Origin of the sequence: Bradyrhizobium campsiandrae (assembly GCF_014529705.1) — a bacterium.
GTDB classification, from domain to species: Bacteria; Pseudomonadota; Alphaproteobacteria; order Rhizobiales; family Xanthobacteraceae; genus Bradyrhizobium; species Bradyrhizobium campsiandrae.
Genome location: NZ_JAANIH010000040.1, coordinates 17,593 through 43,956, shown reverse-complemented (window position 1 = coordinate 43,956; position 26,364 = coordinate 17,593). Strand labels below are relative to the sequence as shown.

Below are 26,364 nucleotides of genomic sequence, written 5' to 3'. Positions count from 1 at the left end.
AACGGTGCCGGGCTCACACACGACCCCCGGCGAAAATACTCTAACACCTTCAACCCCAGTTCTACTGTGCATGGGGTTGTTTTCGCGCTCTCAACTCGCGAAGCGCACGAACTCGCGCGCCACCGCGCAGTAGACGTCGCGGCGGAACGGCACCACGATGTCGGCGACACGGTCGAGGCGCTCCCAGCGCCAGGCATCGAACTCCGCAGGCTGGCCGTTGCGCGGTGTCAGCGGATCGATCTCGTCGTCATTGCCGGTGAAGCGCAGCGCGAACCATTTCTGCCGCTGGCCGCGAAACTTGGCCAGCCGATGCGTCTGCGGTCCGTCATAGGGCGGGAACTCGTAGGTGAACCAATCGGTCTCGCCGAGATAAGAGGCGCTGACGACGCTGGTCTCCTCCCAAAGCTCGCGCATGGCGGCGTCGCGCAAATTCTCGCCCTCGTCGACGCCGCCCTGCGGCATCTGCCAGTCGAGCCCGGGCAGGATGATCTCGGGGCCGTCGCCCTTGAAGCGATGTCCGATCAGCACGCGGCCTTCGGCATTGAACAGCGCGATGCCGACATTGGGGCGGTAGGGTTTTTCATTCGTCACGCGGAGGTCTCTCGTTGTCAGCCCGGCGACGGCTTAGCACCAAAGCCGGGATGACAATTTGATTTAGTCATCCGCGAGGTCCGAAAATTCCTTCACCACGCGCTCATAGACCGGCCGCTTGAACGGGATGATCAGTCCGGGGAGGTTCTTCATCGGCTCCCAGCGCCAGCTGACGAATTCGGCCTTGTGGCCGCCGCCGCCGGGATTGGCGACGTTGATCTCGCTGTCCTTGCCGGTGAAGCGTACCGCGAACCATTTCTGGCGCTGGCCGCGGTAGCGGCCCTTCCAGGCGCGCCCCGCCACCGTGCGCGGGATGTCGTAAGTGAGCCAGTCCGGGACTTCGCCGAGCCGCTCGATCGAGCGCACGCTGGTCTCTTCATAGAGCTCGCGCTTGGCGGCCTCCCAATTGTCCTCGCCGGGATCGACCCCGCCCTGCGGCATCTGCCAGACATGGCTGTCATCGACATGCTCGATGCCGCCCGCGCGGCGGCCGATGAACACCAGGCCCTTCTGATTGATCAACATCACACCGACGCAGGTTCGGTAGGGCAGATCCTCGTAACGCGCCATTCCGCCGAACCTCTCGCTACTGCCGGCCCGTCATTGGGCGCTCGCGCCCCTGACGTACCAATTCGTTGATTTAGCTGGATTTTGATTTCAGCATCGCTGATGTCAATGGCACCAATAGGATACCCCGGTCGTTCAAGGTCTTGATCCAGGCCCCGATCCGCTCGATCGAGACCGGCAGGGCCGAGGCAGTACCGACGGCGACGCCGCGTTCCCGGGCCGTCGATTCCAGCTTATTCAGGGCGCGGTCGATCTCGGTCGGGGTCGGGACCGCGTCGAGGGCGATGTCGCCCTTGCCGAACGGGACCGCCAGGCTTGCCGCCGCCTGCGGCGCGATGCTGCGCGGCGAGGAGCCGTCGTCGAAGAAGCCGAGCCCCCGCTTGGAGGCCTCGCGGATGATCGGCTGCATCGCCGCGTCCGTCGCGATGAAGCGGGCACCCATGAAATTGGTGATGCCGGCATAGCCCTGCATCCGGCTGAGATGCCAATACAGGCGGTCGGTGTTCTGGTCTGATGTGAGCGAAGTCAGTAGCGTCTGCGGGCCGGGATCGTTGTCGGGGAAGTCGTAGGGCTCCATCGGAATCTGCAGGAAGATCTCATGGCGCTGGGCACGGGCGCGCTCGGCGAGCTTGCCGGGGTCGGCGCCGTAGGGCGTGAAGGCCAGCGTCACGGCGCCCGGCAGCTTCATGATGGCATCCGTGGTCTTGGCGGCGCCGACGCCGAGGCCGCCGATCACGATCGCCACCACCGGCATTTTCGCGGCCTTGGCGCGGTCGGCCTCGGCGGCGTAGACGTTGAACGGTTTCAGATCGCCTGAGACCACCGGGATCATGCCGTAGCGCGACTTCTCCAGCAGCTTCGGGTCGACCCCGGCCACCACGGGCGGGGCTGCGGAAGCCGCCTCGCCCTTGTCGGTGGCCTCGCCCGCGCCGATCACCACGTCGTGGCGCGCGCCGGTCGAGCCGTCGATCATGGTGACGGTCTTCTGGTCGCCGGCCTGCTTCGGCGCCTCCTTGGCCGCGTGCTTGCTCTCGGCGGCGTGCTCTTCGCCGTGGCCGGCGGCCGGCTTCTCCTCGGTCGCCTTGTCGGTGCCTCTGGGATCGCGAATCGCGATCCGTGTCATCGGTTCGCCGCCGAGCGGGTCCTTGTTGAAGATGGCAAAGCCGGCAAAGGCGACCAGGAACAGGCCGAGCAGGACTGCCAGCAGCTGCATGGCCGTGAACGGCAGCCGCAGCCGCCGTTTCCGGCGCGGCTTATCCTGTCCGAGCGGGGCGCTCAGATCATCGGCCGTTTCAGTCATGCGAGATCCCGAATCACTGAAGCCGACGATACCACGCCGAGGTCAAGTGGCGGCAGGCCGGGAGAGGCCGGAGGCACCAGGAGTTCCAAGCAGAAAGGGCGGCTCCAGGAGCCGCCCTTTTCGATATCTCGGATGCTTGCGCCTAGTTCGCTGCTTTGGGCTTGTCGGCGGGCGCAGCCTTGTTGTCGCTGCCCGGCGTCGGCGCCGCGGAGGCGCTGTTCTTGATGCCGTGGAGCAGGTCGTCGGCGAGCTTCAGCGCCTTGTCGTCCTTGGCATCGGGCGGAACGTAGGACTGCGAGCCGGTCTTCTCGTCGCCGTCGTTCTTGAGGTGGCCCCGCAGCGAAGCCTCGCCCTTGGTATCGGTGCGCGACTTCAACTCATCGGGCACGTCCTGCAGCACTTCGATGTCGGGCACGATGCCCTTGGCCTGGATCGACTTGCCCGATGGTGTGTAGTAGCGCGCCGTGGTCAGACGCAGCGCGCCGTTGCCGCTTCCGAGCGGGATGATGGTTTGCACCGAGCCCTTGCCGAACGAGCGCGTGCCGACGATGGTCGCGCGCTTGTGGTCCTGCAGCGCGCCGGCGACGATTTCCGACGCCGAGGCCGAGCCGCCGTTGACGAGCACGATCACCGGCTTGCCCTTGGTGAGATCGCCCGCATGCGCGGTGCGGCGCTGGGTCTCCTCGGCATTGCGGCCGCGGGTCGACACGATCTCGCCCTTCTCCAGGAACGAGTCGGACACGGTGACGGCCTCCTCGAGCAGGCCGCCCGGATTGTTGCGGAGGTCGATGATGTAGCCCTTGAGCTTGTCGCCGATCTGGCCGGAGAGGTTGGCGACCTCCTTCTTCAGGCCTTCGGTGGTCTGCTCGTTGAAGGTGGTGATGCGGATATAGGCGATGTCGTCGGCCTCGACCCGCGCGCGCACCGAGCGGACGCGGATGTTGTCGCGCACGAGCGTGACGTCGATCGGATTGTCCTGGCCCTTGCGGATGATCTTGAGCTTGATCTTGGTGTTGACGGGGCCGCGCATCTTCTCGACCGCCTGGTTCAGGGTCAGGCCCTGCACGGCTTCGTCGTCGAGATTGGTGATGATGTCGTTGGCCATGACGCCGGCGCGCGAGGCGGGGGTATCGTCGATCGGCGAGACCACCTTGATCAGGCCGTCTTCCATCGTCACCTCGATGCCGAGGCCGCCGAACTCGCCGCGGGTCTGCACCTGCATGTCGCGGAAGCTCTTGGCATCCATGTAGCTCGAATGCGGATCGAGACCGGAGAGCATGCCGCTGATGGCGGATTCGATCAGCTTGGTGTCGTCGGGCTTCTCGACATAGTCCGAGCGCACGCGCTCGAAGACGTCGCCGAACAGATTGAGCTGGCGATAGGTGTCAGCGGTCGCGGCTCGCGCGCTGGAGCCCATGAACACCGCGCGCGGCTGCGTCGCGAACAGCGTCAGCGCCGCACCGGTGGCCGCGCTGAGGAGGATAACTGAAGTCTTGCGCATCATCCGCGAACCTTCTCGCCTTCATTTGCGGCCCACCATGGGCCTGGATCGATTGGAGTGCCGTCTTTGCGGAACTCGACATACAGCACAGGTTGACTCGCGTTCGTGGCGAGAATGGAGGCGACTTGAGAGGTCGACCCCATGGTCGCGACCGGCTCCCCCGTGAGCACAAACTGACCGATGTTGACCGAAATGCGCTCCATCCCGGCGATCAGGACATGATACCCGCCACCGGCATTGAGGATCAAGAGTTGTCCATAGCTGCGGAACGGGCCGGCATAGACCACCCAGCCGTCGCACGGCGTCGTGACCTGAGAGCCGGGCTTGGTGGCCAGCGAAATGCCCTTCTGGACCCCGCCGACCCCGTCGGAACCGCCAAAGTCCCTGATCTTGTTACCGTTAACCGGCAAAGGCAGGAGCCCCTTGGCCGAGGCGAACAGGATGGCCGGGCTGGTCCGAGAGCGGTCCTTGAACACGGCCGGGCCCGGCTTGGCGCTGGCGGCCGCTGCGGCCGCCTTTGCTTCGGCCTGCTTTGCGGCCTCGGCCGCCTTCTCAGCCGCCTTGGCCGCGCTTTGCAGGTCCTGCTCCATCTTGGCGATCAGCCCCTGCAGATCGCCGACCTGCTTTGACAGCGTGATGGCGCGTGAATTCTCCGCGTCGAGATCCTTCTCGCGCGAGGCCTGCTGGCGCTGGCGCTCGTCGACGAGGGCCGTGAGCCGGGTCTGGTCGCTGCGGATCTTGTCGCGGTCGGCGGCGAGCTGATCGCGTTCGCTTGCGATGCTCTTGCGCAAGGCCACGAGCTCGCCGAGCTCGCTCGCGATCGTTTCGGCGCGGCCGCGCAATTCCGGCACGACGGCGCCGAGCAGCATGGCGGTGCGCAGCGATTGCAGCGCATCTTCGGGGCGCACCAGCAGCGCCGGCGGCGTCCGCCGTCCGGCGCGCTGCAGCGCCGCCAGCACCTCGACGATGTCGGCGCGGCGCGAATCGAGCGAGCTGCGCGCCTGCTGCTCGCGGCCATTCAGCGTCTTCAGCCGCGCCTCGGCCTCGTCGATCTTGGCTTCGACGGTGCGGACATTGGCCGCGGTATCGATCAATTGCTGATTGAGCTGGGTGCGGTCCTGGCCGAGCGTGGCGATCTCCGCCTTGAGCTTTGCCTGGGCCTCCTCCGCGGCCTTCTGCCGGGCGCGCGCCGCTTCCAGCTCCTGCTCGCGCTGCTTGATGGCGTCGGGTGAGATGGCCGCGGTCTGTGGCGCCGGCGCAATTGCCTGACCTTGCGTCTGAGCTTGCGCGAAGCTTGCGGCAGCGCAGCTCGCCATCAGCAGCAAATTGAGAAACGGCGCTCGCATCTCGTCGCAAAGGTGCTCGTTGTGGCGCGAATCACGCGCGATGATAGGGGTGGCCGGCCAGAATGGTGGCGGCCCGATACAGTTGTTCCAGAAGCATGACGCGGACCATTTGATGCGGCCAGGTCGCAGAGCCGAACGCGATCGCAAGCTTCGCCTTACGGCGCAATTCGGGCGAAAGTCCGTCCGCCCCTCCGATCACGAAGATAGTATGACCGGCGCCCTCGTCGCGCCAGCGCGCGAGATGCCGTGCGAATACGGTGGAGTCGAGGTTTTGTCCGCGTTCATCCATCGCCACCAGGATCGATTTGTCCGGGACATGCGCGGAGATCGCCGCGGCTTCCTCGGTCATCCGCGTCGCGGCGTCGCGCGCGCGGCTCTCGGGAATTTCGTGCATGGTGAGCTCGCGGAATCCGAGCTTGCGGCCGGCATCGTCGAACCGCTCGAAATAGCGGTCGGCAAGCTCCCGTTCGGGGCCCTGCTTCAGCCGGCCCACCGCAATGACAGCAATACGCATGAATCTCTAGGGTCGCGAATCTCTAGGGTCGCGTTTTCAAGGCCGCGCGCGGATCGCGCGCGCACGACGCTAGCATGCGCGTCAGCCGATTCGAAATCGGCTCGAGTGAGCCTAGATCGCCTTCGCCGCCCCTGGGCCCTGCGTGTACAACCTTTCCAGATTGTAGAACTCGCGGACCTCGGGTCTGAACACGTGCACGATCACATCGCCGGAATCGATCAGCACCCAGTCGCAATTGGGCAAGCCCTCGACGTGGATGTTCTTGATGCCGTTTTCCTTCAGGCCCTTGGTGACGTTCTCCGCGATCGCGCCGACATGCCGGTTCACCCGGCCGGTGGTGACGATCATGTAGTCGGAGTATGCCGATTTGCCGCGAAGGTCGATGGTGACCGTCTCTTCCGCCTTCATGTCCTCGAGGCGGGAGAGGATCAGGCTCAGCGTCTTGTCGGCGTCGGGTTGCGCCTTCAAGGCCGCAGCTTTGGTCGATGTTTTACGCGCCGGTTTTGCCTTGGGTAAAACAGACTTGGACAATACAGATGTGGTCAGGGACCATTCCTTTCACTGTATCGCGAACGCCGAATCCGGCGCCCACCGGTTACACTACATCATGTGGGGTTAAGGGTTTCAATATGCCAGAGAGCCCGTAAATCCCCCACATTGCGTCTCACTCCGTACCTTTCCAGCTCCCGTCCGGGTTCCGCAGGCCCGTTGAGGACAGGCGGAGCTTCAGTCCGGTCAGGAACACCCAGGCCGGCGCCGACTGATCCGCAAGCAGAGCTGCCTTATTCTCCGGCAGGCGATAGCGCGCCAGCGCCTTGGCGGCGGGAGAGGCGAGGGCGCGAAAGCTTTGCGGGGGTCGATCGATCACTGCAATCGGCACTTGGCCGGCGATCCGCCGCCAGTCCTGCCAACGATGGAATTGAGCGAGATTGTCGGCGCCCATGATCCAGACAAAGCGCAAGCCAGGGAAGCGGCGGCGCAAGGTGTTGATCGTGTCGATAGTATAGCGGGTCCGAATGACGGATTCGAGACAGCTGACCTCGATCCTGGGGTCGTCAGCAACGTCGCGCGCCGCCTGCATGCGCTCGCCGAGTTCATGCAGATTGCCGTTCTCCTTGAGCGGATTGCCCGGGGTGACCAGCCACCACACGCGATCGAGTTGCAATCGCTTGAGCGCGAAGCGGCTGATCGCGCGATGGGCCTGATGCGGCGGGTTGAACGAGCCGCCGAGCAGGCCGATGCGCATGCCCGGTGTGTGGGGCGGGACCGCTTGCGCCACGAAGCGCGGCACGACGAAGTTGTTGCTCAATGCCCCGCGCCCTGCAACGTTGCTTACGGCCGCGTCTGCCCGGTGCCGTGCACGCGATATTTGAAGCTCGTCAACTGCTCGGCGCCGACGGGGCCGCGAGCGTGGAAGCGGCCGGTGGCGATGCCGATCTCGGCGCCGAAGCCGAACTCGCCGCCATCGGCGAACTGCGTCGAGGCGTTGTGCAGCACGATCGCGGAATCGACCTCGTTCAAGAACTTCTTCGCCGCAGCCTCGTCCGCGCTCACGATCGCATCGGTATGATGCGAGCCATGGTTCTGGATATGCGTGATCGCGCCGTCGACGCCGTCCACCACCTTGGCCGCGATGATCGCGTCGAGATATTCGGTGTCCCAATCGTCTTCGTTGGCAGGCTTTACGCGCGCATCGGTGGCTTGCACCGCTTCATCACCGCGCACCTCGCAGCCGGCCTCGAGCAGCATCTCGACCAGCGGCTTCAGGGTCTTGCCGGCGGCGGCGCGATCGACCAGCAGAGTTTCAGCCGCACCGCAGACGCCGGTGCGGCGCATCTTGGCATTGAGCACGATCTCTTTCGCCATGGCGAGGTCGGCGCCGGCATCGATGTAGACATGGTTGACGCCTTCGAGATGCGCGAAGACCGGCACGCGCGCTTCCTGCTCGACGCGCGCGACGAGGCTCTTGCCGCCGCGCGGCACGATCACGTCGATCGAGCCGTTCAACCCTGAGAGCATCATGCCGACCGCCGCACGGTCGCGCGTCGGCACCAGCGTGATGGCGGCTTCGGGCAGGCCGGCCTCGCGCAGACCCTGCACCAGGCAGTCATGGATGGCGCGGCAGGAGCGGAAACTGTCGGAGCCGCCGCGCAGGATCACGGCATTGCCTGACTTCAGGCAGAGCACGCCGGCATCCGCCGCCACGTTGGGCCGGCTCTCGAAGATCACGCCGACGACGCCGAGCGGCACGCGCACGCGCTCGATGGTCATGCCGTTGGGCCGCTGCCAGCTCTCGGTGACGATGCCGATGGGATCGGCGATGCCGCGCACGATGGCGATGCCTTCGGCCATGCTCTCGACGCGCGCCGGCGTCAGCGTCAGCCGGTCGATGAAGGAGGCGGTCATGGTGCCGGAGGCGCGGGCTTCCCCGACGTCCTCGGCATTGGCGGCGAGAATCGCCGCGACGTTGCTGCGGATCGCCCGCTCCATGGCCTCAAGCGCCCGGTTCTTCTGCTCCGGCGGCGCCAGCGCCAGCACGCGCGCGGCGGCGCGCGCACGGATGGCGAGATCGGACATCAGCGCCTGGAGATCGGCATTGCCGTCTACGGCTTTGAGGGGGGCGGCCATGGGGTCAAAACCTTCTGCTAAGGTGGTGTCCTAGCACGGAAATCCCGCTTTTGCGAAGGGCGGGGAGGGTATGGCAGGGCTTCGGGAGGCGGGTTCGGGATCGGCCATTGGCCCATCTCCGGCGTCATGGCCGGGCTTGACCCGGCCATCCAGGTCTTAGCCGGGCCAAGAAGGACGTGGATGCCCGGGACAAGCCCGGGCATGACGGCAAAGGCCTACCCGCCGACCACTAGATCGTCGCGGTGGATCATCTCGGACCGGCCGCTGATGCCGAGGATGGTCATCACCTCAGGCGAGGAGCGGCCTTTGATCTTTTCCGCGACTTCGGCGTCGTAGGCGATCAGGCCGCGGCCGATCTCGCTGCTGTCGGGGCCGCGGACGATCACGGCGTCGCCACGGGCGAACTGGCCCTCGACCTTGATCACGCCGGCCGGCAGCAGGCTGGCGCCGGCGCGCAGCGCCGTCACGGCGCCGGCGTCGATGGTCAGCGTGCCCTTCGGCTCCAGCGTACCGGCGATCCAGCGTTTTCGCGAGGTGATGGGATTGGCCGGGGTGAGGAACCAGGTGCAGCGGCCGCTGTTCGCGATCGCCTGCAGCGGATGCTCGATCTTGCCTGACGCAATCAGCATATGCGTGCCGCCCGTCGTCGCGATCTTGGCCGCCTCGACCTTGGTGCGCATGCCGCCGCGCGACAGCTCGGACTCGGCATCTCCGGCCACCGCCTCGATTTCCGAGGAGATGCTTTCGACCACCGGAATCAGTTTTGCGTTCGGATTGTTCTTCGGCGGCGCGTCGTAGAGCCCGTCGATGTCGGACAGCAGCACCAGCAGATCTGCGCTCGCCATGGTGGCGACGCGCGCGGCGAGGCGGTCATTGTCGCCGTAGCGGATCTCGGTGGTGGCGACCGTGTCGTTCTCGTTGATCACGGGGATCGCGCGCCACTCCAACAGCTTGCCGATGGTGGACCGCGCATTGAGATAACGGCGTCGCTCCTCGGTGTCCTGGAGCGTCACCAGGATCTGGCCGGCGCCGATATCGTGCGCCCCGAGCACCTCCGACCAGATCCGCGCCAGGGCGATCTGGCCGACGGCGGCCGCGGCCTGGCTTTCCTCCAGCTTCAGCGGCCCGCGCGGCAGTTTGAGCCGGCTGCGGCCGAGCGCGATCGAGCCCGAGGAGACCACCAGGATGTCGCGGCCCTCCTTGTGCAGCTTGGCCATGTCGTCGGCGAGCGCGGCGAGCCAGGACGCTCGCACCTCGCCCCTCTCGGAATCGACCAGCAGCGCGGAGCCGACCTTGACGACGATGCGGCGGAATTGACTGAGTTCGGGGCTGGCCATGGCGCTGCCGGACGGAATTGTGAGGGAAACGGCGGAGCAACAGGCGGCGCCGATGAGGCCTGCTTTTGCAGCAGGACGATGGCCGGCGCAAGGCGGGTAGAATGGTAAACGGCGAAGGTCGGTCTTGTCTTGCGTGGCAGCCCGGTTCTAATGCCGCCAGCCGATATGGGCTGGACGAGGAAACGAATGGATCGCCGCAAATTCATGGCTGGTTGTCTCGGTTTGCCGATACTGGCGCAGGCCAGCGAGGCGCACGCGCAGGCCGGACTGACCAAGATCATCTTCCCGTTCGCGGCGGGGGCCGGTGGCGATACGCTGTGTCGGCTGATCGCACAGGAAATCGCGCCAGCGCTGCAACGGACCGTCGTGGTCGAGAACCGCACCGGCGGCGATGGTCTGATCGGTATCAAATCGGTGAAGGGCGCGAGCCCCGACGGCAGCATGGTGCTGGTGACGACGGGTCCCACCATGTACCTGCTGCCGATGGTGGAGACGACGCCGAGCTTCGACACGGCGAAGGATTTTGTGCCGGTGTCGCTGCTGGCGCGGTTCGAATTCGCCGTGGTGATCGGAGCGGAGATCGATGCCGCAGATTTCAACGGTTTTGTCGCCTGGCTGAAGGCGCATCCGGACAAGACGTCGTTTGGCGTGCCGAGCAATGGCACCATCCCGCATTTCATGGGCTCCAAGCTCGAGAAGGATCTCGGCATTCCGCTGACGCGCGTGCCCTATCGCGGCAGTGCGCCGATCCTCAACGATATCATCGGCGGCCACATTTCTTTTGGGATCACCACGCTGGCGGATGCGCTGCCGCAGCATCGCGCCAAGGGTGTGAAGATCATCGCGGTCTCAAGTGCGGAACGTTCGCCCTTCGCGTCCGAGGTGCCGACGCTGAGGGAGAGCGGTATCGATCTCGTGGCGGACGCCTGGTACGGCATGTGGCTTCCCGCCGGCAGCCCGCCGGAATTCGCCAGCAAGCTCGGTGCGGCCGCGAGCACGGTGCTCGCCAAGCCCGAGGTGAAGGAGAAGCTCACGGCGATCGGATTGATTCCAGTCGGCAGCAGCGCGGATGGACTGACCAAGGAACTCGCCGCGAACATTGCGCTGTGGCAGCCGATCGTGAAGGCGACAGGGTATAAGATCGAGAATTAATCTCCGCTCGCGCTCCAAACTCCGCCGTCATGGCCGGGCTTGTCCCGGCCATCCACGCGTCACGGCGATTGAAGTAAGACGTGGATGCCCGGGACAAGCCCGGGCATGACGAGTTGAGAGAGCCTCGGTCCACTCACTCACATCTTTGCGCGCTGCGCGATGTCATCCTTTATCGCGGCGAGTTCCGCCTCGTCCCAGATGCCGATCAGGATGCCGCCCTTCACCTGGAGCTGGTTGTCGGCATAGTTCGCGATCTTCTCGCGGGACGTGGTGATGTGATCGTTCGGATGGAGTGCCCAGTCGAACAGTTCGGCCTGCAGCCGCGCGATGATGCCGGCGCACTCCGGATCATCGCCCCGATCGACATATTCCTGCGGATCGGTTTCGAGGTCATACAGCATCGGACGGAAGCCGGAGGCGTGGATGTATTTCCAGCGGCCGTCGAACACCATGAACAGGCGGCAGCGCTCGATCGGCTGGTTCAGCTTCAGTCTGACATCCTGCATGGCGTAATCGTATTCGGAGAACGCCACCTTGCGCCAATCGGGCGGCCTCTCGCCGCGCAGCAACGGCAGCAGCGAGCGTCCCTCGAGGATGTGGCCTGGCACCTTGCCCCCGAAATAATCGACGAAGGTCGGCGCGAGATCGATGCCTTCCACCAGCGCATCGCTGCGCGTGCCGCGTGTCGCGTCGGCTTCTTTCGAGGGATCAATGATGATCAACGGAATCTTCGCCGACTGCTCGTGGAACAGGTCCTTCTCGCCCATCCAGTGATCGCCGAGATAGTCGCCGTGATCCGAAGTGAACACGATCATGGTGGTGTCCAGGAGGCCGCGTTCCTCCAGAAACTTCATCAGCACGCCCATCTGGTCGTCGATCTGGGTGATCAGGCCCATATAGGTCGGGATCACCTTTTCCCGCGCTTCATCGCGCGCCATGTTGCGGGAGTAGCGCATGTCCATATAGGCGCCGAACACCGGATGCGGATTCTGCCGCTCGCGCATGGAACGGATCGCCGGAATCATGTCCTCGGTCGAATACATGCTCGCATAGGGCTCTGGCGCGATGTAGGGCCAGTGCGGCTTGATGTAGGACAGATGCAGGCACCACGGCCGGCCGTCGATCTCGGCCTCGCTGATGAAGTCCATCGCGCGCCGCGTCATGTAGGGCGTTTCGGAATGCTCGTCCGGCACGCGCGCGGCCTTGTCGGCATGCACCAGCAGCCAGCCGTTCTGCAAGCTGCCATCTTCGGCCGCGCCTGAATTGGCCCAGTGCTCCCACGGGTTGCTCGCTTCAAAACCTTGGCTGCGCAGATAGTCGTCGTATTTCGGCCTCGGCCGCCCCGAGGGATGCAGGCCGTCGTCGCGCTCATACGGCTCGAAGCCGCATTCGGCGACATGTACGCCGATGACGGATTCCGGCGGGATGCCCAGCGCCTTCATGCCTTCGAGATCAGGGGCCATGTGGGTCTTGCCGACCAGCACGTTGCGCACGCCGATCTTTTTCAGATGATCGCCGAGCGTGGGCTCGCCGACGCGCAACGGCCAGCCATTCCAGTGCGAGCCGTGCGAGCGCATGTAGCGGCCGGTGTAGAACGACATCCGCGACGGACCGCAAATCGGCGACTGCACATAGGCCTTGCTGAACAGCACGCCGCGCTTGGCCATGGCGTCGATGTTCGGCGTCTTCAGCCGGGGATGGCCGGTGCAGCCGAGATAATCATAGCGAAGCTGGTCGCACATGATCCAGAGAACGTTCTTCGCGCGCGCCATGCTTCATCCCTGAAGTTTCTTGATTTGATGATGCTGCGATATTGAGGGAACGAAGACAAGCCAGTGATGCGCGTGCTTGTTCCCGCACATTCACTGTCGTCCCGGCGAAGGCCGGGACCCATAATCACAGAGAGTGGTCGTAGGGCGAGCTGGCAACTCCGAGTCTTCGCAAAACTATTGCTGCGGCGTGTGGGTCCCGGCCTTCGCCGGGACGACCGTGAGGAGAGAGTCTAAGCCGACCACGGCTCCGCTTCGGCCGCGCTCTTGGTCTTGGCCGAGACCGGCGCCTCGCCGATCACATCGACCAGCGCGCGCAGCGCTTCCTTCACGCCCTGGCCGGTCGCGCCTGACAGCAGCAGCGGCGTCTTCTTGGCGGCGCGCTTCAGCCGGTCCTTCTGCTTCTTCAATTCGTCCGGCCCGACCGCATCGATCTTGTTGAGCGCGACGATCTCGATCTTGTCGGTGAGCTGCCCGCCATAGGCGTCGAGCTCCTTGCGCACCGTCTTGTAGGCCTTGCCGGCATGTTCGCAGGTGGCGTCGACCAGATGCAGCAGCACGCGGCAGCGCTCGACATGGCCGAGGAAGCGGTCGCCGAGGCCGGTGCCTTCATGGGCGCCTTCGATCAGGCCGGGAATGTCGGCGAGCACGAATTCGCGGCCGTCGGCATTCACGACACCGAGCTGCGGGTGCAGCGTGGTGAAGGGATAGTCGGCGATCTTCGGCCGCGCCGCGCTGACCTTGGAGAGGAAGGTCGACTTGCCGGCATTGGGCATGCCGACGAGACCGGCGTCGGCGATCAGCTTCAGCCGCAGCCAGATCCAGCGCTCCTCGCCCACCTGGCCGGGATTGGCGTTGCGCGGCGCGCGGTTGGTCGAGGATTTGAAATGCGCGTTGCCGAAGCCGCCATTGCCGCCCTCGGCGAGCACGAATTTCTCGCCAACCTTGGTGAAGTCGTGGATCAGCGTCTCGCGGTCCTCGTCGAAGATCTGCGTGCCGACGGGCACCTTCAGCACGATGTTCTTGCCGTTGGCGCCATGGCGGTCCGAGCCCTGGCCGTTCTCGCCCTTCTGCGCCTTGAAGTGCTGCTGGTAGCGGTAGTCGATCAGCGTGTTGAGGCCGTCGGCGACCTCGATGATCACGTTGCCGCCGCGGCCGCCATTGCCGCCGGAGGGACCGCCGAATTCAATGAACTTCTCGCGGCGGAACGCCACGCAGCCGTTCCCGCCGTCACCGGAGCGGATATAGACCTTTGCTTCGTCGAGGAATTTCATGGGCCATAGGTAGGCCAGCCGGACACCCGCGGCAACCCGGATGATCCCGCAAATCGGCCGAAATTTAAGCGATTTTGGCCCCGTGCTTAACCAGTCGGCCGCCGCCGGATCAGGAATTTCTGCAGGCCTTCCAGCACCAGCTCCTTGCGCTGGTTGAACACGGTGCTGCGAAGCGTCACCGTGCCGGTGGTGCGTCCGGGCACCAGCTCGATGACTTCGAGCGCGGGATAGATCGTATCGTCGGCGAACACGGGTTGGAGGAACCGGCTCGACTGCTCCAAGAAGCCGACCAGCGAATCCTCGACCATGAACGGAAACAGGCCCGCGCCGGGCGCTGTGTGGATCAGGGTCTGAAAACCATGGGCGAGCAGATGCGGCATGCCGCGGCTGCGGCAATATTCCACGTCGTAATGCACCGGGTGGGTGTCGCCGCTCGCGGTCTGGAAGGCCGTGAACACGGCTGTGGTCTGGGTGCGGCTCGGCAGCACGAAGCGTTCGCCGACCACGAAATCCTCAAACCAGCGTTGCGCTGATATCATGCGATGCTGGGCCGGATCGAAATCGGTCATGAATTAAGTTCTTTCTTGGCTCTCTATTCGCGCGCCGCCTATCGCTACCGCGATGCCAAGGGGATGCAAAGGGTGCGACAATCCGTTCAATTCGGCGTGGCGGGCTTGTCGCGCCCGTCCACGTCATTAAAACGGCCGCAAGCGATACTATTCGCCGGCTTCCGACGCTCTCTCCGCTCGTCATTGCGAGCGTAGCGAAGCAATCCAGACTGTCTCCGCGGGGGCAGTCTGGATTGCTTCGTCGCAAGAGCTCCTCGCAATGACGATCTCTCCCAGACTTGTTTCAATGCCCCTCTTCAAGAATCTCTCTGCCTATGACGACCGCTCGGCGCGCCTCGCCGGCATCGGTCTCATGGTGCTGTCGATCTTCATGTTCTCGTTCGGCGACGCCATCGGCAAGTTCCTGGTGGGCAAATATTCGGTGGGGCAGCTGCTGCTCCTGCGCGCCTGCGCCGCGCTGGCGCTGCTGTCGCCGCTGATCTGGAAGCAGCGCCATCAATTCCTGCATCTGGAGAGGCCGCGCCTGCAGCTGTTCCGCGTCGTGCTGTCGACGCTGGAGGTGGCGGCCTTCTTCCTCGCGACCGTCTATCTGCCGCTCGCCGACGTCATCACCTATTATCTCGCCGGCCCGATCTTCGTCACCGCGATGTCGGCGGTCTTTCTCGGCGAGAAGGTCGGCTGGCGGCGCTGGACCGCGATCCTGATCGGCTTCTGCGGCGTTGTGATCGCGCTGCGGCCGTCGGCACAGACGGTGAGCCTGCCGGCGCTGATCGCGCTCGGCGGCAGCCTGTCCTTTGCGACCTTGATGCTGATCACCCGCAGCCTGCGCAAGACGCCCGACATCGTGATGGCGTCCTCGCAGTTCATCGGCACGTTTTCGCTCGGCGCCGTGCTGTCGGCCTATCACTGGGTGCCGCCGACATCAGGCAGCCTGGTGTTGTTCGCGCTCGCGGGCTGCATCTCGGTGACGGCGCTGTTCTGCGTCAACCGGTCGCTCAAGCTCGCGCCGGCGAGCGTGGTGGTGCCCTACCAATATTCGATGATCGTCTGGGCGGTGATCTTCGGTTTCGTCGTGTTCGGCGACGTGCCTGAAATCGCCACCATCGTCGGCGCCGCGATCATCATCGGCGCCGGGTTCTATATCTATCTGCGCGAGCGCGATCTCGGGCGCACCGGCGGAGACGTGACTCCGCCGGTGTAGTGCCTATCGGAGACGCCGCGCGCTGCTCCAGCTCTTCAGCGACGACCACACGCCGCGGGAGAGGCGGAAGCAGTCGACCGGTGTCGATGAGCCCAGCGCCAGGAAGCGGTGCAGCTGGACGCCGCTCCACTGGAACCCGCACTTTTCCAGCACGTTGCGCGAGGCCGGGTTGGTGACGCGCGCGCCGGCATAGAGGTGGTCGTCCTCGAACTCCTCGAAGAAGAAGTCGATGGCGCCGCGCGCGGCCTCGGTGGCGAAGCCCCGGCCCCAATGTTCGACGCCGAGCCAATAGCCGAGCTCGGCATTGTCGGGCGTGGAGCGGTCGATGCCGACCATGCCGACGGGGCCGCTGTCGTGCTCGATCAGGAACACGGTTTCGCTGCCGAGCGCGGCGGTGGCGCGGATGAATGCGACGGCGTCATCAGGCGAATAGGGATGCGGCAGGCGGCGGGTGTTTTCCGCGACACGGCGGTCATTGGCGAGGCGGGCGATGGTCTTGACGTCGGCGAGGGTCGGGCGCCGCAAGGTCAGCCGCTCGGTGGCGACGACGCTGGGTCTCGCCTCGGCTAGGGTCACGCTCGAAAAGTCCTGCAACATGTCCGGCTCCGTCAAAGTCACAAACGAAAAAGGGAGGCCGGTGTCCCTGCCTCCCCTGGAGCCTTCGATCTTGCGATCTCTAAGGACTCCGCCGGTTCGGTCAAGGACCCGGCGGACTCCAAATGATCCACCGTCTATTCAGCGGCCTCTGCGAGCGGGAGCACCGCCACAAAGGTGCGGCCATTGGCTTTGGCCTGGAATTCAACACGACCCTCGATCTTGGCGAACAGAGTGTGGTCGGTGCCCATGCCGACATTAAGGCCGGGATGCCAGGTGGTGCCGCGCTGACGCGCAATGATGTTGCCGGGAATCACGTGCTCCCCGCCGAACACCTTGATGCCAAGGCGCTTGCCCTTTGAATCGCGACCGTTGCGCGATGAACCGCCTGCTTTTTTGTGAGCCATGGCTCGTCTCCGAAATCCTGAGTATCTCTAGATCAATTCCTTGACGGAATCATTTCACGATTTCTCACGCATCAATTCGTGAATTGGCGTGATCAAATCATGCGGCGGCTGCTTCTTCCTTCTCGACCTTCGCCTTCTTCGGGCGCGGGCCCTTGGTCGGCTTGGCGTTGTCGGTCAGGATCTCGCTGACGCGCACCACCGTGATCTCGTCGCGATAGCCGCGCTTGCGGCGCGAATTCTTGCGGCGGCGCTTCTTGAACGCGATGACCTTCGGGCCACGCTTGTGGTCGAGGATCTCGACCGCCACCGACGCGCCGGCCACATTGGGCAGGCCGAGCACGGGCGTGTCGCCACCGACCACCAGAACTTCATTCAGCTGCACGATCGAGCCGACATCGCCTTCGATCTTGCCAACTTCGAGGACATCATCCGGCACGACGCGGTATTGCTTGCCGCCGGTTTTGATGACTGCGAACATCGTTGTTTTCCTTCGTGTTCAATCCCGGCCTCATGACGGATGTCAGGGGCCGGCTTTTTGTCAGTCGCTATGGGTTTATGCGTTTTGCGCGGGCAGGACTTTTCCCCTTAAAGAGGATTATCCCTTTGAAAACCCACGCAAAAACAAGCGGCGCGAGATCAGCCCCGCGCCGGTTGTGCGGACTTATAGCCGCACGGCGCCAGGAGTCAAGGATTTCAGCCGAAAACAGCCCGGATTTGAAGGATTTGGGCCCTTTCCGCATCCCAGCCAAATCTCGTCCCCGCGTTGCAACCAACGGGTTCCCGCCCCGTTGTCCCTACGATTTCGCATTCGGGCAAGGGCTTTCATGGCAACAGACGAACTGGTCAAGACGACGGGCATCGCCCATCACGGCGCCGAGCGGCTGCCGTCGGTGGACATCGACAGCTTCAACATCGAGATCAAGGACGAGGACGGATTTCTCGGCGACCGCGCCAGCAAGGGCGCCTTCCGCGACATCCTCGAGCGCTGGCGCAAGCCGCTGCGCAAGTCGGGCGAGGACCCGTTCGGCAAGGAGCCCTCGGAAAACATCAGCAAGAAGACGCTGGATGCGATCCTGATCAGCGACGACGTCGAAGCCTCGGCCGTGGTGCACAGCGCCATCGAGGAGTTTGCCCAGGAGCTCGCCTACGTCACCCGCCGCTTCCTGAAGACGAAGGCCTGGGCCAAGACCGAGCGCATCGTGGTCGGCGGCGGCTTTCGCGATTCCCGGTTAGGGGAGCTCGCGATCGCGCGCGCCGAGATCATCCTGAAGGCCGAGGACTTCAAGATCGACATGCAGCCGATCCGCCATCATCCTGACGAGGCCGGCCTGATCGGCGCGCTGCATCTGGCGCCGTCCTGGATTTTCGAGGCCTATGACAGCATCCTCGCGGTCGATATCGGCGGCACCAACATCCGCTGCGGCCTCGTCGAGACCGGCTGGAAGAAGGCAAAAGACCTCTCGAAGGCCAAGGTGGTGAAATCGGAGCTGTGGCGTCACGCCGACGACGAGCCGACCCGCGAGGGCGCGGTGAAGCGGCTCACCAAGATGCTGAAGGGGCTGATCACGGCGGCTGACACCGACGGCTTCAAGCTCGCGCCCTTCATCGGCATCGCCTGTCCCGGCGTCATCAACGCGGACGGGTCGATCGAAAAAGGCGCGCAGAACCTGCCGGGCAATTGGGAGAGCAGCAAATTCAACCTGCCAGCGAGCCTGATCGAGGGCATCCCCGCGATCGGCGAGCACGACACCGCGATCCTGATGCACAATGACGGCGTGGTTCAGGGCCTCTCCGAGGTGCCGTTCATGCAGGATGTCGATCGCTGGGGCGTGCTCACCATCGGCACCGGCCTAGGCAATGCGCGCTTCACCAACCGCCACAGGGACAGCGCCAACGGCAAGGACCGGGATTCTGCGGACGGCAAGAAAAAAGCCAAGGAAAACAATAAGGACAATGGTAAAGGCGACAAGGAGTAACCTTGACTGGTTAGGTTAAGGACCGGATTGCGTTGCGGCGCGGCAGCTGCACGCTACGGTCGAATCGTCGCCTCACGCGGGCCTGCGAAGCCGCCCTTCCTGGCCAGCATTTCGATTGAAGCGACACGGGACCGCCAGTGTTTACCGCGTCTGGCGGTCCCACCCCGTTTTCTGAGACATGATGAGATGAACCCGGCTCGCGCCTCGAAATAGGTGCGTTCCCTCCCCCCTTGTGGGCCCGCTTGCGGGGGAGGGTTGGGGAGAGGGTTTCTCCGCAACGGGACACTCCCCCAGAGGAGATAACCCTCACCCGGCGCGCGGGACGATGCTTCGCATCGCCCGGACGCGCCGACCTCTCCCGCAAGCGGGAGAGGTGCACCGAGCCCGCAGCTGATTGGTTCAACCCAACCCATCGCGCTTTAGTCTAGCAGGGCCTTTTCGAACAAAATCGGCCCGGTTCGTGCCAGGAAACCGCGTCAATGCAGGCATCCGCAGTCCCGTTCCCCCGGGAACGGAGGCGTGTAGCTGGTGCGAGGCTGGAAACAACCACCGGATTTTCCCCTTTCGCGCCTTGTCTGGCCCGCCATCCTCGCTTATGAACGCCCTCAACCACAGGGGCCCTGCCTCACTATGGCGCCTTCAGGAGAGGTGGCAGAGTGGTTGAATGCACCGCACTCGAAATGCGGCATAGGTGCAAGCCTATCGGGGGTTCGAATCCCTCCCTCTCCGCCATATCGCCCGAAACCCTCGAAAAACAGCTTAGTCCTTGATTTTCAAGGATTTCTCGGATGACCGCCGGTACACAAGGGCGGTACACAAATGGCTCGCGCATTGGCGATGCCCAGGCGGCATCCGGAGAGTGGCATTTTCTTCCTCAGGAAGCGCGTGCCGGAGCGCTTCAAGGCGCAGGTCGGCAAGTGCGAGATCAAGGTTTCGCTGCACACGCGTGACGCGGCCCTTGCAAGGATTCGCAATCTCGAAGTGATGCTGCATATCGAGCGCCAATGGGCGCAGTTCGATGGCATCGCGCTTAACCAGGACGGAGGAGTCGTCGCCTACGCGCAGATTAAGGGTTACGGAGGTCCAGCTGCTAAACCAGATGCGCCAATCGAATCCTTGAAACCGAAACGACCGCAGAAGGCTGCGACCCTTGCCGAGCGACCACGTCTTCGATTGGTCGACCTATACAAATCCTACATCAAGGAAGCCGAGCTCGCGCCCAGCTCAGTAAAGCGATGGACGCCGGTGATGGGCCGGCTCGTCTCCCATCTCGGTCATGACGATGCGCGCGCGATCTCCCGCGGGGACGTAATCGCCTGGAAGGACACGCTGCTCCGCGAGGGTATCGCCAACATCACGGTCCGAGATGTCTACGTGGCGGCAGTGAAAGCGACGTTGCAGTTTGGTCTCGATCAAGGGGAGCTCGAGGCTAATCCCGCCGTCGGCGTGAAGGTTCGGGTCCGCAAACGAATGCAGACACGCGAGAAGGGCTTCACCGCAGAGGAGGCGACGAAGATCCTGAAAGCCACTCTGCGCAAACCATCCGGAAAGATCAGCATCGAGATGGCGGCGGCGCGGCGGTGGATACCCTGGATCTGTGCTTACACCGGAGCCCGGGTCAACGAGATCACGCCGCTAACTGGTCGCGATTTCTTCGAGCGCGATGGCATTCCTATGATGCGCATCAGAGCCGAGACGAACAAGACACGGAAATTTCGCGAGACCCCGCTTCACCAAGATCTTCTCAGGCAAGGATTGTTTAAATACGCGAAGGCGAGGGGAGCGCGAACACTTTTCTATGATCCCCGCCGTAGTCGTGGCGGTAAGGATTCAAATCCGCATTATAAAAAAGTTGCAGAACGACTCGCGGAATGGGTCCGGTCACTCGGCATCGACGACCCGCGAGTTCAGCCAAATCACGGTTGGAGGCATCGCTTCAGCTCCATCGCAAGATCGATCGCGATGCCGGAAGACGTGCGCAACGTCATCCAAGGCCATGCGGACAGGAAGGTAGCCGACCGCTACGGCGATACATGGCCACGCGTGGCCCGACGCGAGCTCGATAAGATCCCCCGATACCGTGTCTGAAAACGGCGATATGCGGCGTTCTTGCATCGGGTGTAGGCTTCGTCGTCTAATACGGCGATGGGACAGAAACACGAGAGCTGGATCGCGGACGGCGAGAAGTACGCGCTGCTGGGCTTGGGCGTAAAAATTACCGATCCTGCGGTAGGTGAGCTGGATCTGTCGCCCAACTTCCGCGTCATCGGCGGCAATGAGTTCACGATTCCTCCAGAATGGCGCGAATGGTTAGGCAGCATTCGCATCGAAGAAGTGGATGCATGCACGCTCTTCATCGCGTGTAAGCTCAAGTCGTCAACGCCCGACGTTCTCGACGGTGAGAACAACTTGCTCACCCATCGAGCCTGGGCATTTTTCCGCGGCCTGCTTTTGAGTGCACCCTTCGCAACCGCGCATAGGCCAGTCATCTTGACCGGTAGCTGTCGGGATGGAGAGGTCGGGCTTCGGCAACAACAAGATTTGGAAGCTCCGGTCCCAAACGACTTCCGACCCTATCCTGACATAACTCCCGATGAAATTCGGCAAGCGGCAGAGATCGCGATGCGACTCGAGAAGCTTGCTGAAACACGGCAGGGCAGCAATCGATGGAGGTTCAACCGTGTTTTGCATCTGTATACACAGACCCGCACCGAACGGGACCTTTTGGAGCGCATTCACCAATACGCGCGATGTATCGACGGCCTCATTCTTTGCGACCCCGGAAAGTCGGCAAAGCAGTTCAAGAGCCGGAGTGAACTGTTCATTGGCCCCAAACATCACGACTTGATGGGCGAGATCTACGAGGTCCGCAGCGCCGTCGAGCACCTCCACGAAGACCGCTACCTCGACCCCGTAACGAGGCATACTCAGATCGACCTGACCAAGAAGGAAGCCATTATTGAATACATCGCGCGCACGACGTTATCTCGGATAGTTCTGGACGAGACGTTATGGCCTCATTTTACGAGCAAGGCGTCCCTTACTGGTTTCTGGGCTCAGGCCGATGTAAATCGCAAGCTGATCTGGGGAAGTCCTATCGACCCAATGGCCGCGCTTGAAGAGTTTGATGAGCGTTACCTGCCGGGTGTTTGACCCTTTCACGCATTCCTACAAGCGCCGGTAGTTAGGCATTCAGAAACCATTGGAGTCTGGATGAGTTAGCGATCATTCAATAAAGGCCGCAGCATTCGATACGAGAGCGGCCAGATTTAGTTAGAGCTTTCGGCTAAATCTGCGCCGCAAGGAGCGGTGGAATGCGGGGGCCTAAAATCGATAAGGACGGTATCTATTATTACCGTCGAAGGATTCCCGATGATGTACGGGCGGCGCTTCGGGAGCTTGAGGGCTCGGTCGGCGGAAAACAAGACAAGCGCGAAGAGAAGCGACGGCTTGGTCGAGACCCGATCCTCGCGTCCCAGCTTTGGGCCGAGCATGACCGAGCGGTCGAACGTCGGTGGGCGGAGCTGCGTTCTCGGACGACAAGAGCGGGTCTCACTGTTGTCGAGCGGGAAGCGCTGGCCGGTGAGATTTATCGGCTGTGGCTAGATCGACTGCCGGTGTCGGATGCTGGTTCTGGGCCAAAAGCCAGAGCCCTGTTGAGCGAGATTGAGGACTTCGAGCTGGGTGAGCGCCGCGGCATCGCCGCGCCAAGAGGGCCGTCACATGATGATTGGCGATCAATCGATGAGTTCGAGGAAGATGCGTTCGCTGAGGACATCGATCAGCTGCTCGCCAAGCGAGGATTGATACTGTCGGCGATTGAACGCGCCGGCGTAATTGGCGCGGTGTCGCGGGCAACCAAGCATGCTTGCAAGTGGGCGATTAAGCGCTTGGGCGGAGAAGCGCGGCCAGATCGGGAAGCGCTACGATATCCAAAGTGGCCCGATCCTGAGACTGATACTCTGAGCGGACTATTCCGGTCGTGGGCGGCCACCCAAAATCCGCTGCCCGACACTGAGCGAGCGTTCAAGCTTGCCATCGATAAATTCAAGGCGTTCATCCGGCACGAAGAGGTCGCGCGGATTGCCACCAATGATGTAAGGCGCTGGTGTGCTCATCTCAAAATCGTTGAAAAAAAGGGGAGCACTCGCATTAAGAATGGCTATCTCGCGGCTCTTAAGGCGGTCCTCAACTGTGCGGTTCAACAGGGTGCGTTAGAGGTTAGTCCTTGCGCGAACATCGTTGTCAAGGCGAAGCCACGTCCGCGAACCCGCGAAAAGGATCTCACTGATCGCGAAACTTACGCCATCCTTCGTGCGAGCCTCGACCCTCAGGGTTCGGCGGTGTCTGCAACTGTTGCGGCTACCCGTCGCTGGATCCCCTGGATACTCGCGTACACCGGCGCGCGTGTCGCTGAAATCACTAACCTGACGTCCGGTCACATCATCCAAGAAGCTGGTGTTTGGGGATTCAAAATTGAAAAGAGCAAGAACGGGACACCGCGAAAAATCCCCATTCATCGGGATCTTATCGACCAAGGCTTCCTCGACTTCGTGAAATCCCGCGACGGATTACCGCTTTTCTTCGACAGACAGACCGCAAAGACGTCGTCAATCCATAAGACACGCGCGGAAGGTCTTGGCGATTGGGTGCGCCGAGTGACGGGCAATGGACCGAACGTGGTCAGTCCCAACCATGGTTGGCGCCATCGCTTCAAGACCGAATGCCGCCGAGTCATGATGAATCATGATATCGCGGCTTACATCCAAGGTCATACTTTCGAGTCCGTCGGGGATACCTATGGTCACATCCCGCTCGATGTCACCGGACCTTGGATGGACTTGTTCCCGATTTATGACGTCTCCGGAGAGGAGCTTGTGGTCCAGCGAAGCCTGGATCCCAGCATGATGCTGCGCGCATTCACACAACTAGGCTTGGCGGCCTCGATGAACGCTGTGTCCCGAGAACGCGCGGCGTAGAATTCGCTCAGAAAACAAACTTACAAAGTGCACGCGAGAATGCAGATGAATAGTGATGTCGTGATCAATTCGCTCGGCATGCTCGAACAGCTCAAATCCAAGGCGCGGGATGCTCTTGAGGATTGCGAGCGTGATCTCTGGGGTACGCGTCCGTACTCCGAACCAAATTATGAGCAGCCGCTTTTTGCCTTGGAGCGCTATCTGCAAGAGCTCCACGACATGATGCTGGTCGTCCTGGAGGCGGCCGACCTGCGAGACACGCGAGCTTCCTTAGTCAAGGCGTGGCCGGCGTTTTTGCGTAGAAAAGGGGGATTGCAGTACACCGATGATGATCACCAATTGCGAGTGTGCGAAAGTCCGGCTCTGACTTTCATGGACCGGCTGCTCTTCGCGCTTCGAACCAGCATAGGCAAGACGACGTCAGAGGAGGAATTTTGGACGATAAGACGTCTGGAGCATATGTTGGGCGACACGGCAGCCTTGGTCCACCGAAGGAATCCGTCACCTGAACGCGAGCTCGAAGTTCAGGAGATTATGAACGATTACCTTAGTGCTGCATTCCCTGGATTCACACGCCGGCCTCAGGTGAATGGAGCGTTGAAGTCGTTCAAGCCGGATTGCGGCATTCGGGACATTGGCGCGGCAATTGAATTTAAATTCGTTCGCCGTAAAGAAGACGTTGAGGAAGTCACTAGCGGAGTCGTTGAAGATACGGCAGGCTACCGAGGATCGAAAGATTGGGTTCGCTTCTACTCGGTCTTCTACCAATTGCAGCCGTTCATGATGAAAAGCCACTTGGTACACGATCTACACCGGGTCGGCGCATCGACGTGGAAGGCCTTCGTAGTCAACGGCTCAAGCGGGCCCGCGAAAGAGGAACGGCAGACCTCACAAGACGGCGACGGTCCGGAGAAGCAAACTGAACTCGGTGCCGAGGGGCGCGGGTTTGCTTACCTGGCCAAGGTACACGCGCGATCTGAGGTCGACTGACGTTAGCCTAGCGCTGTCTAGGCCACGTTGTGCTGAGTGACTGCCGATGTTCGGCGAGCTACTTCCTTTATTATTCGGTCTGCTAGGCGGTATGCGAACCGACGTCGACGCTCCTGCTCCTCATCTGGGCCCGCGTAGGACGCTTTGCGCAGAAGCTGCAGGGCAACTACGCAAGGATACTCACACGGTGTGAGCTGAACGCTGAATGCCATTTGGCGGACGTATTGTATCGCATCAAGCAGATTGGCGCTTGGCTGTTCCGGCCTCGGCGGGATAGCCGGCGCCATAAGCGCCTCTACCGTGTAAGCTTCTTCCGCAACTTTGATCCAATCGTCACCATTGATAATCCGCGTGTCAATCATCAAGGAAACGTCTAGGGCGGCCGGGTCGACGGTGAGGGGGCCGTCGTCAATGGATGCAAAGTCCAGCATGATTGCTTCATTTCCCGCGACCCGCACGTTTTGTCCATGTAAGTCACCGTGTGTCAATCCAAGCCGATGCTTCATTGGCGGAAGCGAAGCGAGGAGCGATTCCAGCGCTTCAAACTCATAGCAATGTTGGCCAGCTTGCGTACGTCGTCTGCGCAGCCTTGCTTTACGAAATGGCGAGTAGCTAGTTGGTCGAGCAAGGCGCATGCGTTGCAAGATGTTGGCGTCGAGTACGTAATTGGGGGCGTAAAATGCTTGACGGCGCCAACCTCGCAACGCCCCCTCGAACAATGAATGCAATGGAGCTCGACCAGCCCCGCGGTCCACTACTTCTTGGAGCGCTTCCGATTGTTCGATAAAATTGCCAGCGATTACTCCTCTTGTCGGCCCGACGAGGCATCGATCGTGGTCAAGGTTCGGACGTTGATTGAACGGTACGTGCAACGTGGTGCACTCCCGATAATTCGTTAGTTCACGGATAATCTTTTGGGCTTTGTCGAACTTAACAAAAAAGGGCAGAGGAACCGGCCCGACCCGCGAGTTCAATAAGCTCGCGAAGGCGCAATAGACTTTTGCTGAACCCGTAGTTTGCTTCACGAGCTTTACGGATGAACAGTCGCAGAACGCTCGCTTTAGAAGTATGAGTTCTTCGTCTGTAAGGGAATCGGCGCCCGTGATCACCAGTGATTCGCTCACTGGCGGCTCATGTTCGATTCGGGCAATCGTTTCGATAATGGAGGCTTCTTGCCCGCGCAGTTTGACATCGATGATGTCGCGCATTCGCCAAGCCTTGAGAATTTCCGCGACTTTGGGCGAGTCCGCATATGAACAGGTGATAAAGCCCTTGATGCCGTGGCACGCCGCGTCCTTAAGCAAGATGCGCAGTTCATCGGTCAGCCGAGCATCAGCCGCGCGGTCGTCCAGCGCGATAATAATCGCCCGCCCCTGTGTTCGGTGGATTAGCGAGAGCGGGGCACCGAGAACGTCTAGTGTGAGTTCTCTGCTGGCGCATTCCGCGATGCAGATGGGCTCAGGTGTGCCACCAATCCAGAGCAGCCTACTTCTACGTGTAAGGTGCATCGCTCGGGCCGCCAAACGCTGTCGGTGGTTTCGCGAACACGTGCCTGACAGGTCCGGAGAGGTCGAGCACTTCAGTGTCGGTTAGAACGCGGTCCGGGTCATCTCCCCGTCCTTCTGCGATAAGTACATATGCGGCAGGAATTGCTCCAAGGAGACGAAGC

The 26,364-nt window shown here is 62.4% G+C and carries 24 protein-coding genes and 1 tRNA gene; 8 read left to right on the top strand and 17 right to left on the bottom strand.

The window, feature by feature from the left end; translation table 11 throughout:
* Nucleotides 1–90 precede the first annotated feature (90 nt).
* The 10 genes from G8O24_RS26515 to proB all read right to left on the bottom strand — a co-directional run bounded on the left by G8O24_RS26515 (nucleotide 91) and on the right by proB (nucleotide 9,784).
* A complete protein-coding gene (locus tag G8O24_RS26515; protein WP_188104537.1) occupies nucleotides 91–591 on the bottom strand; it encodes an RNA pyrophosphohydrolase in 501 nt (166 codons plus the stop codon).
* Between the two features lie 63 nt (nucleotides 592–654).
* Nucleotides 655–1,161 carry an RNA pyrophosphohydrolase gene (locus G8O24_RS26510; RefSeq protein WP_188104535.1) on the bottom strand — a complete coding sequence of 169 codons (507 nt, stop codon included), beginning with the start codon at nucleotides 1,159–1,161 and terminating at the stop codon, nucleotides 655–657.
* Nucleotides 1,162–1,231: 70 nt separating this feature from the next.
* Complete coding sequence (locus G8O24_RS26505; protein WP_188104533.1) at nucleotides 1,232–2,458, bottom strand: divergent polysaccharide deacetylase family protein; 1,227 nt, start codon at nucleotides 2,456–2,458, stop codon at nucleotides 1,232–1,234.
* Nucleotides 2,459–2,600: 142 nt separating this feature from the next.
* Nucleotides 2,601–3,962, bottom strand: coding sequence for a S41 family peptidase (locus tag G8O24_RS26500; protein ID WP_188104531.1), 1,362 nt, complete (start codon nucleotides 3,960–3,962; stop codon nucleotides 2,601–2,603).
* Nucleotides 3,959–5,305 (bottom strand): murein hydrolase activator EnvC family protein, encoded by a 1,347-nt coding sequence (locus tag G8O24_RS26495; protein WP_188104529.1) that lies wholly within the window; start codon nucleotides 5,303–5,305, stop codon nucleotides 3,959–3,961. Before G8O24_RS26495 ends, G8O24_RS26500 begins: the two co-directional genes overlap by 4 nt.
* A 31-nt stretch (nucleotides 5,306–5,336) precedes the next feature.
* Nucleotides 5,337–5,819, bottom strand: coding sequence for a 23S rRNA (pseudouridine(1915)-N(3))-methyltransferase RlmH (gene rlmH, locus G8O24_RS26490; protein ID WP_188104527.1), 483 nt, complete (start codon nucleotides 5,817–5,819; stop codon nucleotides 5,337–5,339).
* Nucleotides 5,820–5,930: 111 nt separating this feature from the next.
* Nucleotides 5,931–6,287 carry a ribosome silencing factor gene (rsfS, locus tag G8O24_RS26485; protein WP_100236408.1) on the bottom strand — a complete coding sequence of 119 codons (357 nt, stop codon included), beginning with the start codon at nucleotides 6,285–6,287 and terminating at the stop codon, nucleotides 5,931–5,933.
* Nucleotides 6,288–6,483: 196 nt separating this feature from the next.
* Nucleotides 6,484–7,128 (bottom strand): nicotinate-nucleotide adenylyltransferase, encoded by a 645-nt coding sequence (locus tag G8O24_RS26480; protein WP_188104525.1) that lies wholly within the window; start codon nucleotides 7,126–7,128, stop codon nucleotides 6,484–6,486.
* A gap of 23 nt (nucleotides 7,129–7,151) precedes the next feature.
* Nucleotides 7,152–8,447, bottom strand: coding sequence for a glutamate-5-semialdehyde dehydrogenase (locus tag G8O24_RS26475; RefSeq protein WP_188104523.1), 1,296 nt, complete (start codon nucleotides 8,445–8,447; stop codon nucleotides 7,152–7,154).
* A 215-nt stretch (nucleotides 8,448–8,662) separates the two neighbouring features.
* A complete protein-coding gene (proB, locus tag G8O24_RS26470; RefSeq protein WP_188104521.1) occupies nucleotides 8,663–9,784 on the bottom strand; it encodes a glutamate 5-kinase in 1,122 nt (373 codons plus the stop codon).
* Nucleotides 9,785–9,970: 186 nt separating this feature from the next.
* Between proB and G8O24_RS26465 the strand changes: the two genes are divergently transcribed.
* Nucleotides 9,971–10,936, top strand: a complete 966-nt coding sequence (locus tag G8O24_RS26465; RefSeq protein ID WP_188104519.1) for a Bug family tripartite tricarboxylate transporter substrate binding protein — start codon at nucleotides 9,971–9,973, stop codon at nucleotides 10,934–10,936.
* A 137-nt stretch (nucleotides 10,937–11,073) separates the two neighbouring features.
* On the opposite strand, the gene G8O24_RS26460 is transcribed toward G8O24_RS26465, so the two are convergent.
* The 3 genes from G8O24_RS26460 to G8O24_RS26450 all read right to left on the bottom strand — a co-directional run bounded on the left by G8O24_RS26460 (nucleotide 11,074) and on the right by G8O24_RS26450 (nucleotide 14,548).
* Nucleotides 11,074–12,708: an alkaline phosphatase family protein gene (locus G8O24_RS26460; RefSeq protein ID WP_188104517.1), complete on the bottom strand. Its 1,635-nt coding sequence runs from the start codon at nucleotides 12,706–12,708 to the stop codon at nucleotides 11,074–11,076.
* Between the two features lie 230 nt (nucleotides 12,709–12,938).
* Complete coding sequence (gene obgE / locus G8O24_RS26455; protein ID WP_188104514.1) at nucleotides 12,939–13,979, bottom strand: GTPase ObgE; 1,041 nt, start codon at nucleotides 13,977–13,979, stop codon at nucleotides 12,939–12,941.
* An 86-nt stretch (nucleotides 13,980–14,065) separates the two neighbouring features.
* Entirely contained in the window at nucleotides 14,066–14,548 is a 483-nt protein-coding gene (locus G8O24_RS26450; protein WP_188104513.1) for a MaoC family dehydratase, read from the bottom strand.
* Between the two features lie 286 nt (nucleotides 14,549–14,834).
* Between G8O24_RS26450 and G8O24_RS26445 the strand changes: the two genes are divergently transcribed.
* Nucleotides 14,835–15,749: a DMT family transporter gene (locus G8O24_RS26445; RefSeq protein WP_188104511.1), complete on the top strand. Its 915-nt coding sequence runs from the start codon at nucleotides 14,835–14,837 to the stop codon at nucleotides 15,747–15,749.
* A 3-nt stretch (nucleotides 15,750–15,752) separates the two neighbouring features.
* Here the strand turns inward: G8O24_RS26445 and G8O24_RS26440 are convergent, their stop codons facing one another.
* The 3 genes from G8O24_RS26440 to rplU all read right to left on the bottom strand — a co-directional run bounded on the left by G8O24_RS26440 (nucleotide 15,753) and on the right by rplU (nucleotide 17,228).
* Entirely contained in the window at nucleotides 15,753–16,346 is a 594-nt protein-coding gene (locus G8O24_RS26440; protein ID WP_188104509.1) for a GNAT family N-acetyltransferase, read from the bottom strand.
* 134 nt (nucleotides 16,347–16,480) lie between these two features.
* Nucleotides 16,481–16,750, bottom strand: coding sequence for a 50S ribosomal protein L27 (rpmA, locus tag G8O24_RS26435; RefSeq protein WP_057740814.1), 270 nt, complete (start codon nucleotides 16,748–16,750; stop codon nucleotides 16,481–16,483).
* A 97-nt stretch (nucleotides 16,751–16,847) separates the two neighbouring features.
* Nucleotides 16,848–17,228 (bottom strand): 50S ribosomal protein L21, encoded by a 381-nt coding sequence (rplU, locus tag G8O24_RS26430; RefSeq protein ID WP_188104507.1) that lies wholly within the window; start codon nucleotides 17,226–17,228, stop codon nucleotides 16,848–16,850.
* 346 nt (nucleotides 17,229–17,574) lie between these two features.
* Between rplU and G8O24_RS26425 the strand changes: the two genes are divergently transcribed.
* The 6 genes from G8O24_RS26425 to G8O24_RS26400 all read left to right on the top strand — a co-directional run bounded on the left by G8O24_RS26425 (nucleotide 17,575) and on the right by G8O24_RS26400 (nucleotide 24,695).
* The gene (locus G8O24_RS26425; protein WP_188104505.1) at nucleotides 17,575–18,726 is read left to right on the top strand and encodes an ROK family protein; all 1,152 of its coding nucleotides are present in this window, start codon (nucleotides 17,575–17,577) and stop codon (nucleotides 18,724–18,726) included.
* Nucleotides 18,727–19,368: 642 nt separating this feature from the next.
* A tRNA-Ser gene (locus G8O24_RS26420) sits at nucleotides 19,369–19,458 on the top strand.
* An 87-nt stretch (nucleotides 19,459–19,545) separates the two neighbouring features.
* A complete protein-coding gene (locus tag G8O24_RS26415) occupies nucleotides 19,546–20,814 on the top strand; it encodes a DUF6538 domain-containing protein (RefSeq protein WP_188104503.1) in 1,269 nt (422 codons plus the stop codon).
* A 57-nt stretch (nucleotides 20,815–20,871) separates the two neighbouring features.
* A complete protein-coding gene (locus tag G8O24_RS26410; protein WP_188104501.1) occupies nucleotides 20,872–21,879 on the top strand; it encodes a hypothetical protein in 1,008 nt (335 codons plus the stop codon).
* Nucleotides 21,880–22,040: 161 nt separating this feature from the next.
* Nucleotides 22,041–23,705, top strand: a complete 1,665-nt coding sequence (locus tag G8O24_RS26405; RefSeq protein ID WP_188104499.1) for a site-specific integrase — start codon at nucleotides 22,041–22,043, stop codon at nucleotides 23,703–23,705.
* Between the two features lie 45 nt (nucleotides 23,706–23,750).
* On the top strand, nucleotides 23,751–24,695 hold the full coding sequence (locus tag G8O24_RS26400) for a hypothetical protein (RefSeq protein ID WP_188104497.1): 945 nt from the start codon (nucleotides 23,751–23,753) through the stop codon (nucleotides 24,693–24,695).
* A 17-nt stretch (nucleotides 24,696–24,712) separates the two neighbouring features.
* Here the strand turns inward: G8O24_RS26400 and G8O24_RS26395 are convergent, their stop codons facing one another.
* Nucleotides 24,713–26,203 carry a phosphotransferase gene (locus G8O24_RS26395; protein WP_188104495.1) on the bottom strand — a complete coding sequence of 497 codons (1,491 nt, stop codon included), beginning with the start codon at nucleotides 26,201–26,203 and terminating at the stop codon, nucleotides 24,713–24,715.
* Nucleotides 26,204–26,364 lie beyond the last annotated feature (161 nt).

Excerpts from the sequence above, each read along its gene's own strand:
- G8O24_RS26510 (WP_188104535.1), bottom strand. The coding sequence starts at position 1,161 with ATGGCGCGTTACGAGGATCTGCCCTACCGAACCTGCGTCGGTGTGATG.
- G8O24_RS26505 (WP_188104533.1), bottom strand. The coding sequence starts at position 2,458 with ATGACTGAAACGGCCGATGATCTGAGCGCCCCGCTCGGACAGGATAAG.
- G8O24_RS26500 (WP_188104531.1), bottom strand. The coding sequence starts at position 3,962 with ATGATGCGCAAGACTTCAGTTATCCTCCTCAGCGCGGCCACCGGTGCG.
- G8O24_RS26495 (WP_188104529.1), bottom strand. The coding sequence starts at position 5,305 with ATGCGAGCGCCGTTTCTCAATTTGCTGCTGATGGCGAGCTGCGCTGCC.
- rlmH (WP_188104527.1), bottom strand. The coding sequence starts at position 5,819 with ATGCGTATTGCTGTCATTGCGGTGGGCCGGCTGAAGCAGGGCCCCGAA.
- G8O24_RS26475 (WP_188104523.1), bottom strand. The coding sequence starts at position 8,447 with ATGGCCGCCCCCCTCAAAGCCGTAGACGGCAATGCCGATCTCCAGGCG.
- proB (WP_188104521.1), bottom strand. The coding sequence starts at position 9,784 with ATGGCCAGCCCCGAACTCAGTCAATTCCGCCGCATCGTCGTCAAGGTC.
- G8O24_RS26465 (WP_188104519.1), top strand. The coding sequence starts at position 9,971 with ATGGATCGCCGCAAATTCATGGCTGGTTGTCTCGGTTTGCCGATACTG.
- G8O24_RS26460 (WP_188104517.1), bottom strand. The coding sequence starts at position 12,708 with ATGGCGCGCGCGAAGAACGTTCTCTGGATCATGTGCGACCAGCTTCGC.
- obgE (WP_188104514.1), bottom strand. The coding sequence starts at position 13,979 with ATGAAATTCCTCGACGAAGCAAAGGTCTATATCCGCTCCGGTGACGGC.
- G8O24_RS26450 (WP_188104513.1), bottom strand. The coding sequence starts at position 14,548 with ATGACCGATTTCGATCCGGCCCAGCATCGCATGATATCAGCGCAACGC.
- G8O24_RS26445 (WP_188104511.1), top strand. The coding sequence starts at position 14,835 with ATGCCCCTCTTCAAGAATCTCTCTGCCTATGACGACCGCTCGGCGCGC.
- G8O24_RS26440 (WP_188104509.1), bottom strand. The coding sequence starts at position 16,346 with ATGTTGCAGGACTTTTCGAGCGTGACCCTAGCCGAGGCGAGACCCAGC.
- rpmA (WP_057740814.1), bottom strand. The coding sequence starts at position 16,750 with ATGGCTCACAAAAAAGCAGGCGGTTCATCGCGCAACGGTCGCGATTCA.
- rplU (WP_188104507.1), bottom strand. The coding sequence starts at position 17,228 with ATGTTCGCAGTCATCAAAACCGGCGGCAAGCAATACCGCGTCGTGCCG.
- G8O24_RS26425 (WP_188104505.1), top strand. The coding sequence starts at position 17,575 with ATGGCAACAGACGAACTGGTCAAGACGACGGGCATCGCCCATCACGGC.
- G8O24_RS26415 (WP_188104503.1), top strand. The coding sequence starts at position 19,546 with ATGGCTCGCGCATTGGCGATGCCCAGGCGGCATCCGGAGAGTGGCATT.
- G8O24_RS26410 (WP_188104501.1), top strand. The coding sequence starts at position 20,872 with ATGGGACAGAAACACGAGAGCTGGATCGCGGACGGCGAGAAGTACGCG.
- G8O24_RS26405 (WP_188104499.1), top strand. The coding sequence starts at position 22,041 with ATGCGGGGGCCTAAAATCGATAAGGACGGTATCTATTATTACCGTCGA.
- G8O24_RS26400 (WP_188104497.1), top strand. The coding sequence starts at position 23,751 with ATGAATAGTGATGTCGTGATCAATTCGCTCGGCATGCTCGAACAGCTC.
- G8O24_RS26395 (WP_188104495.1), bottom strand. The coding sequence starts at position 26,203 with ATGCACCTTACACGTAGAAGTAGGCTGCTCTGGATTGGTGGCACACCT.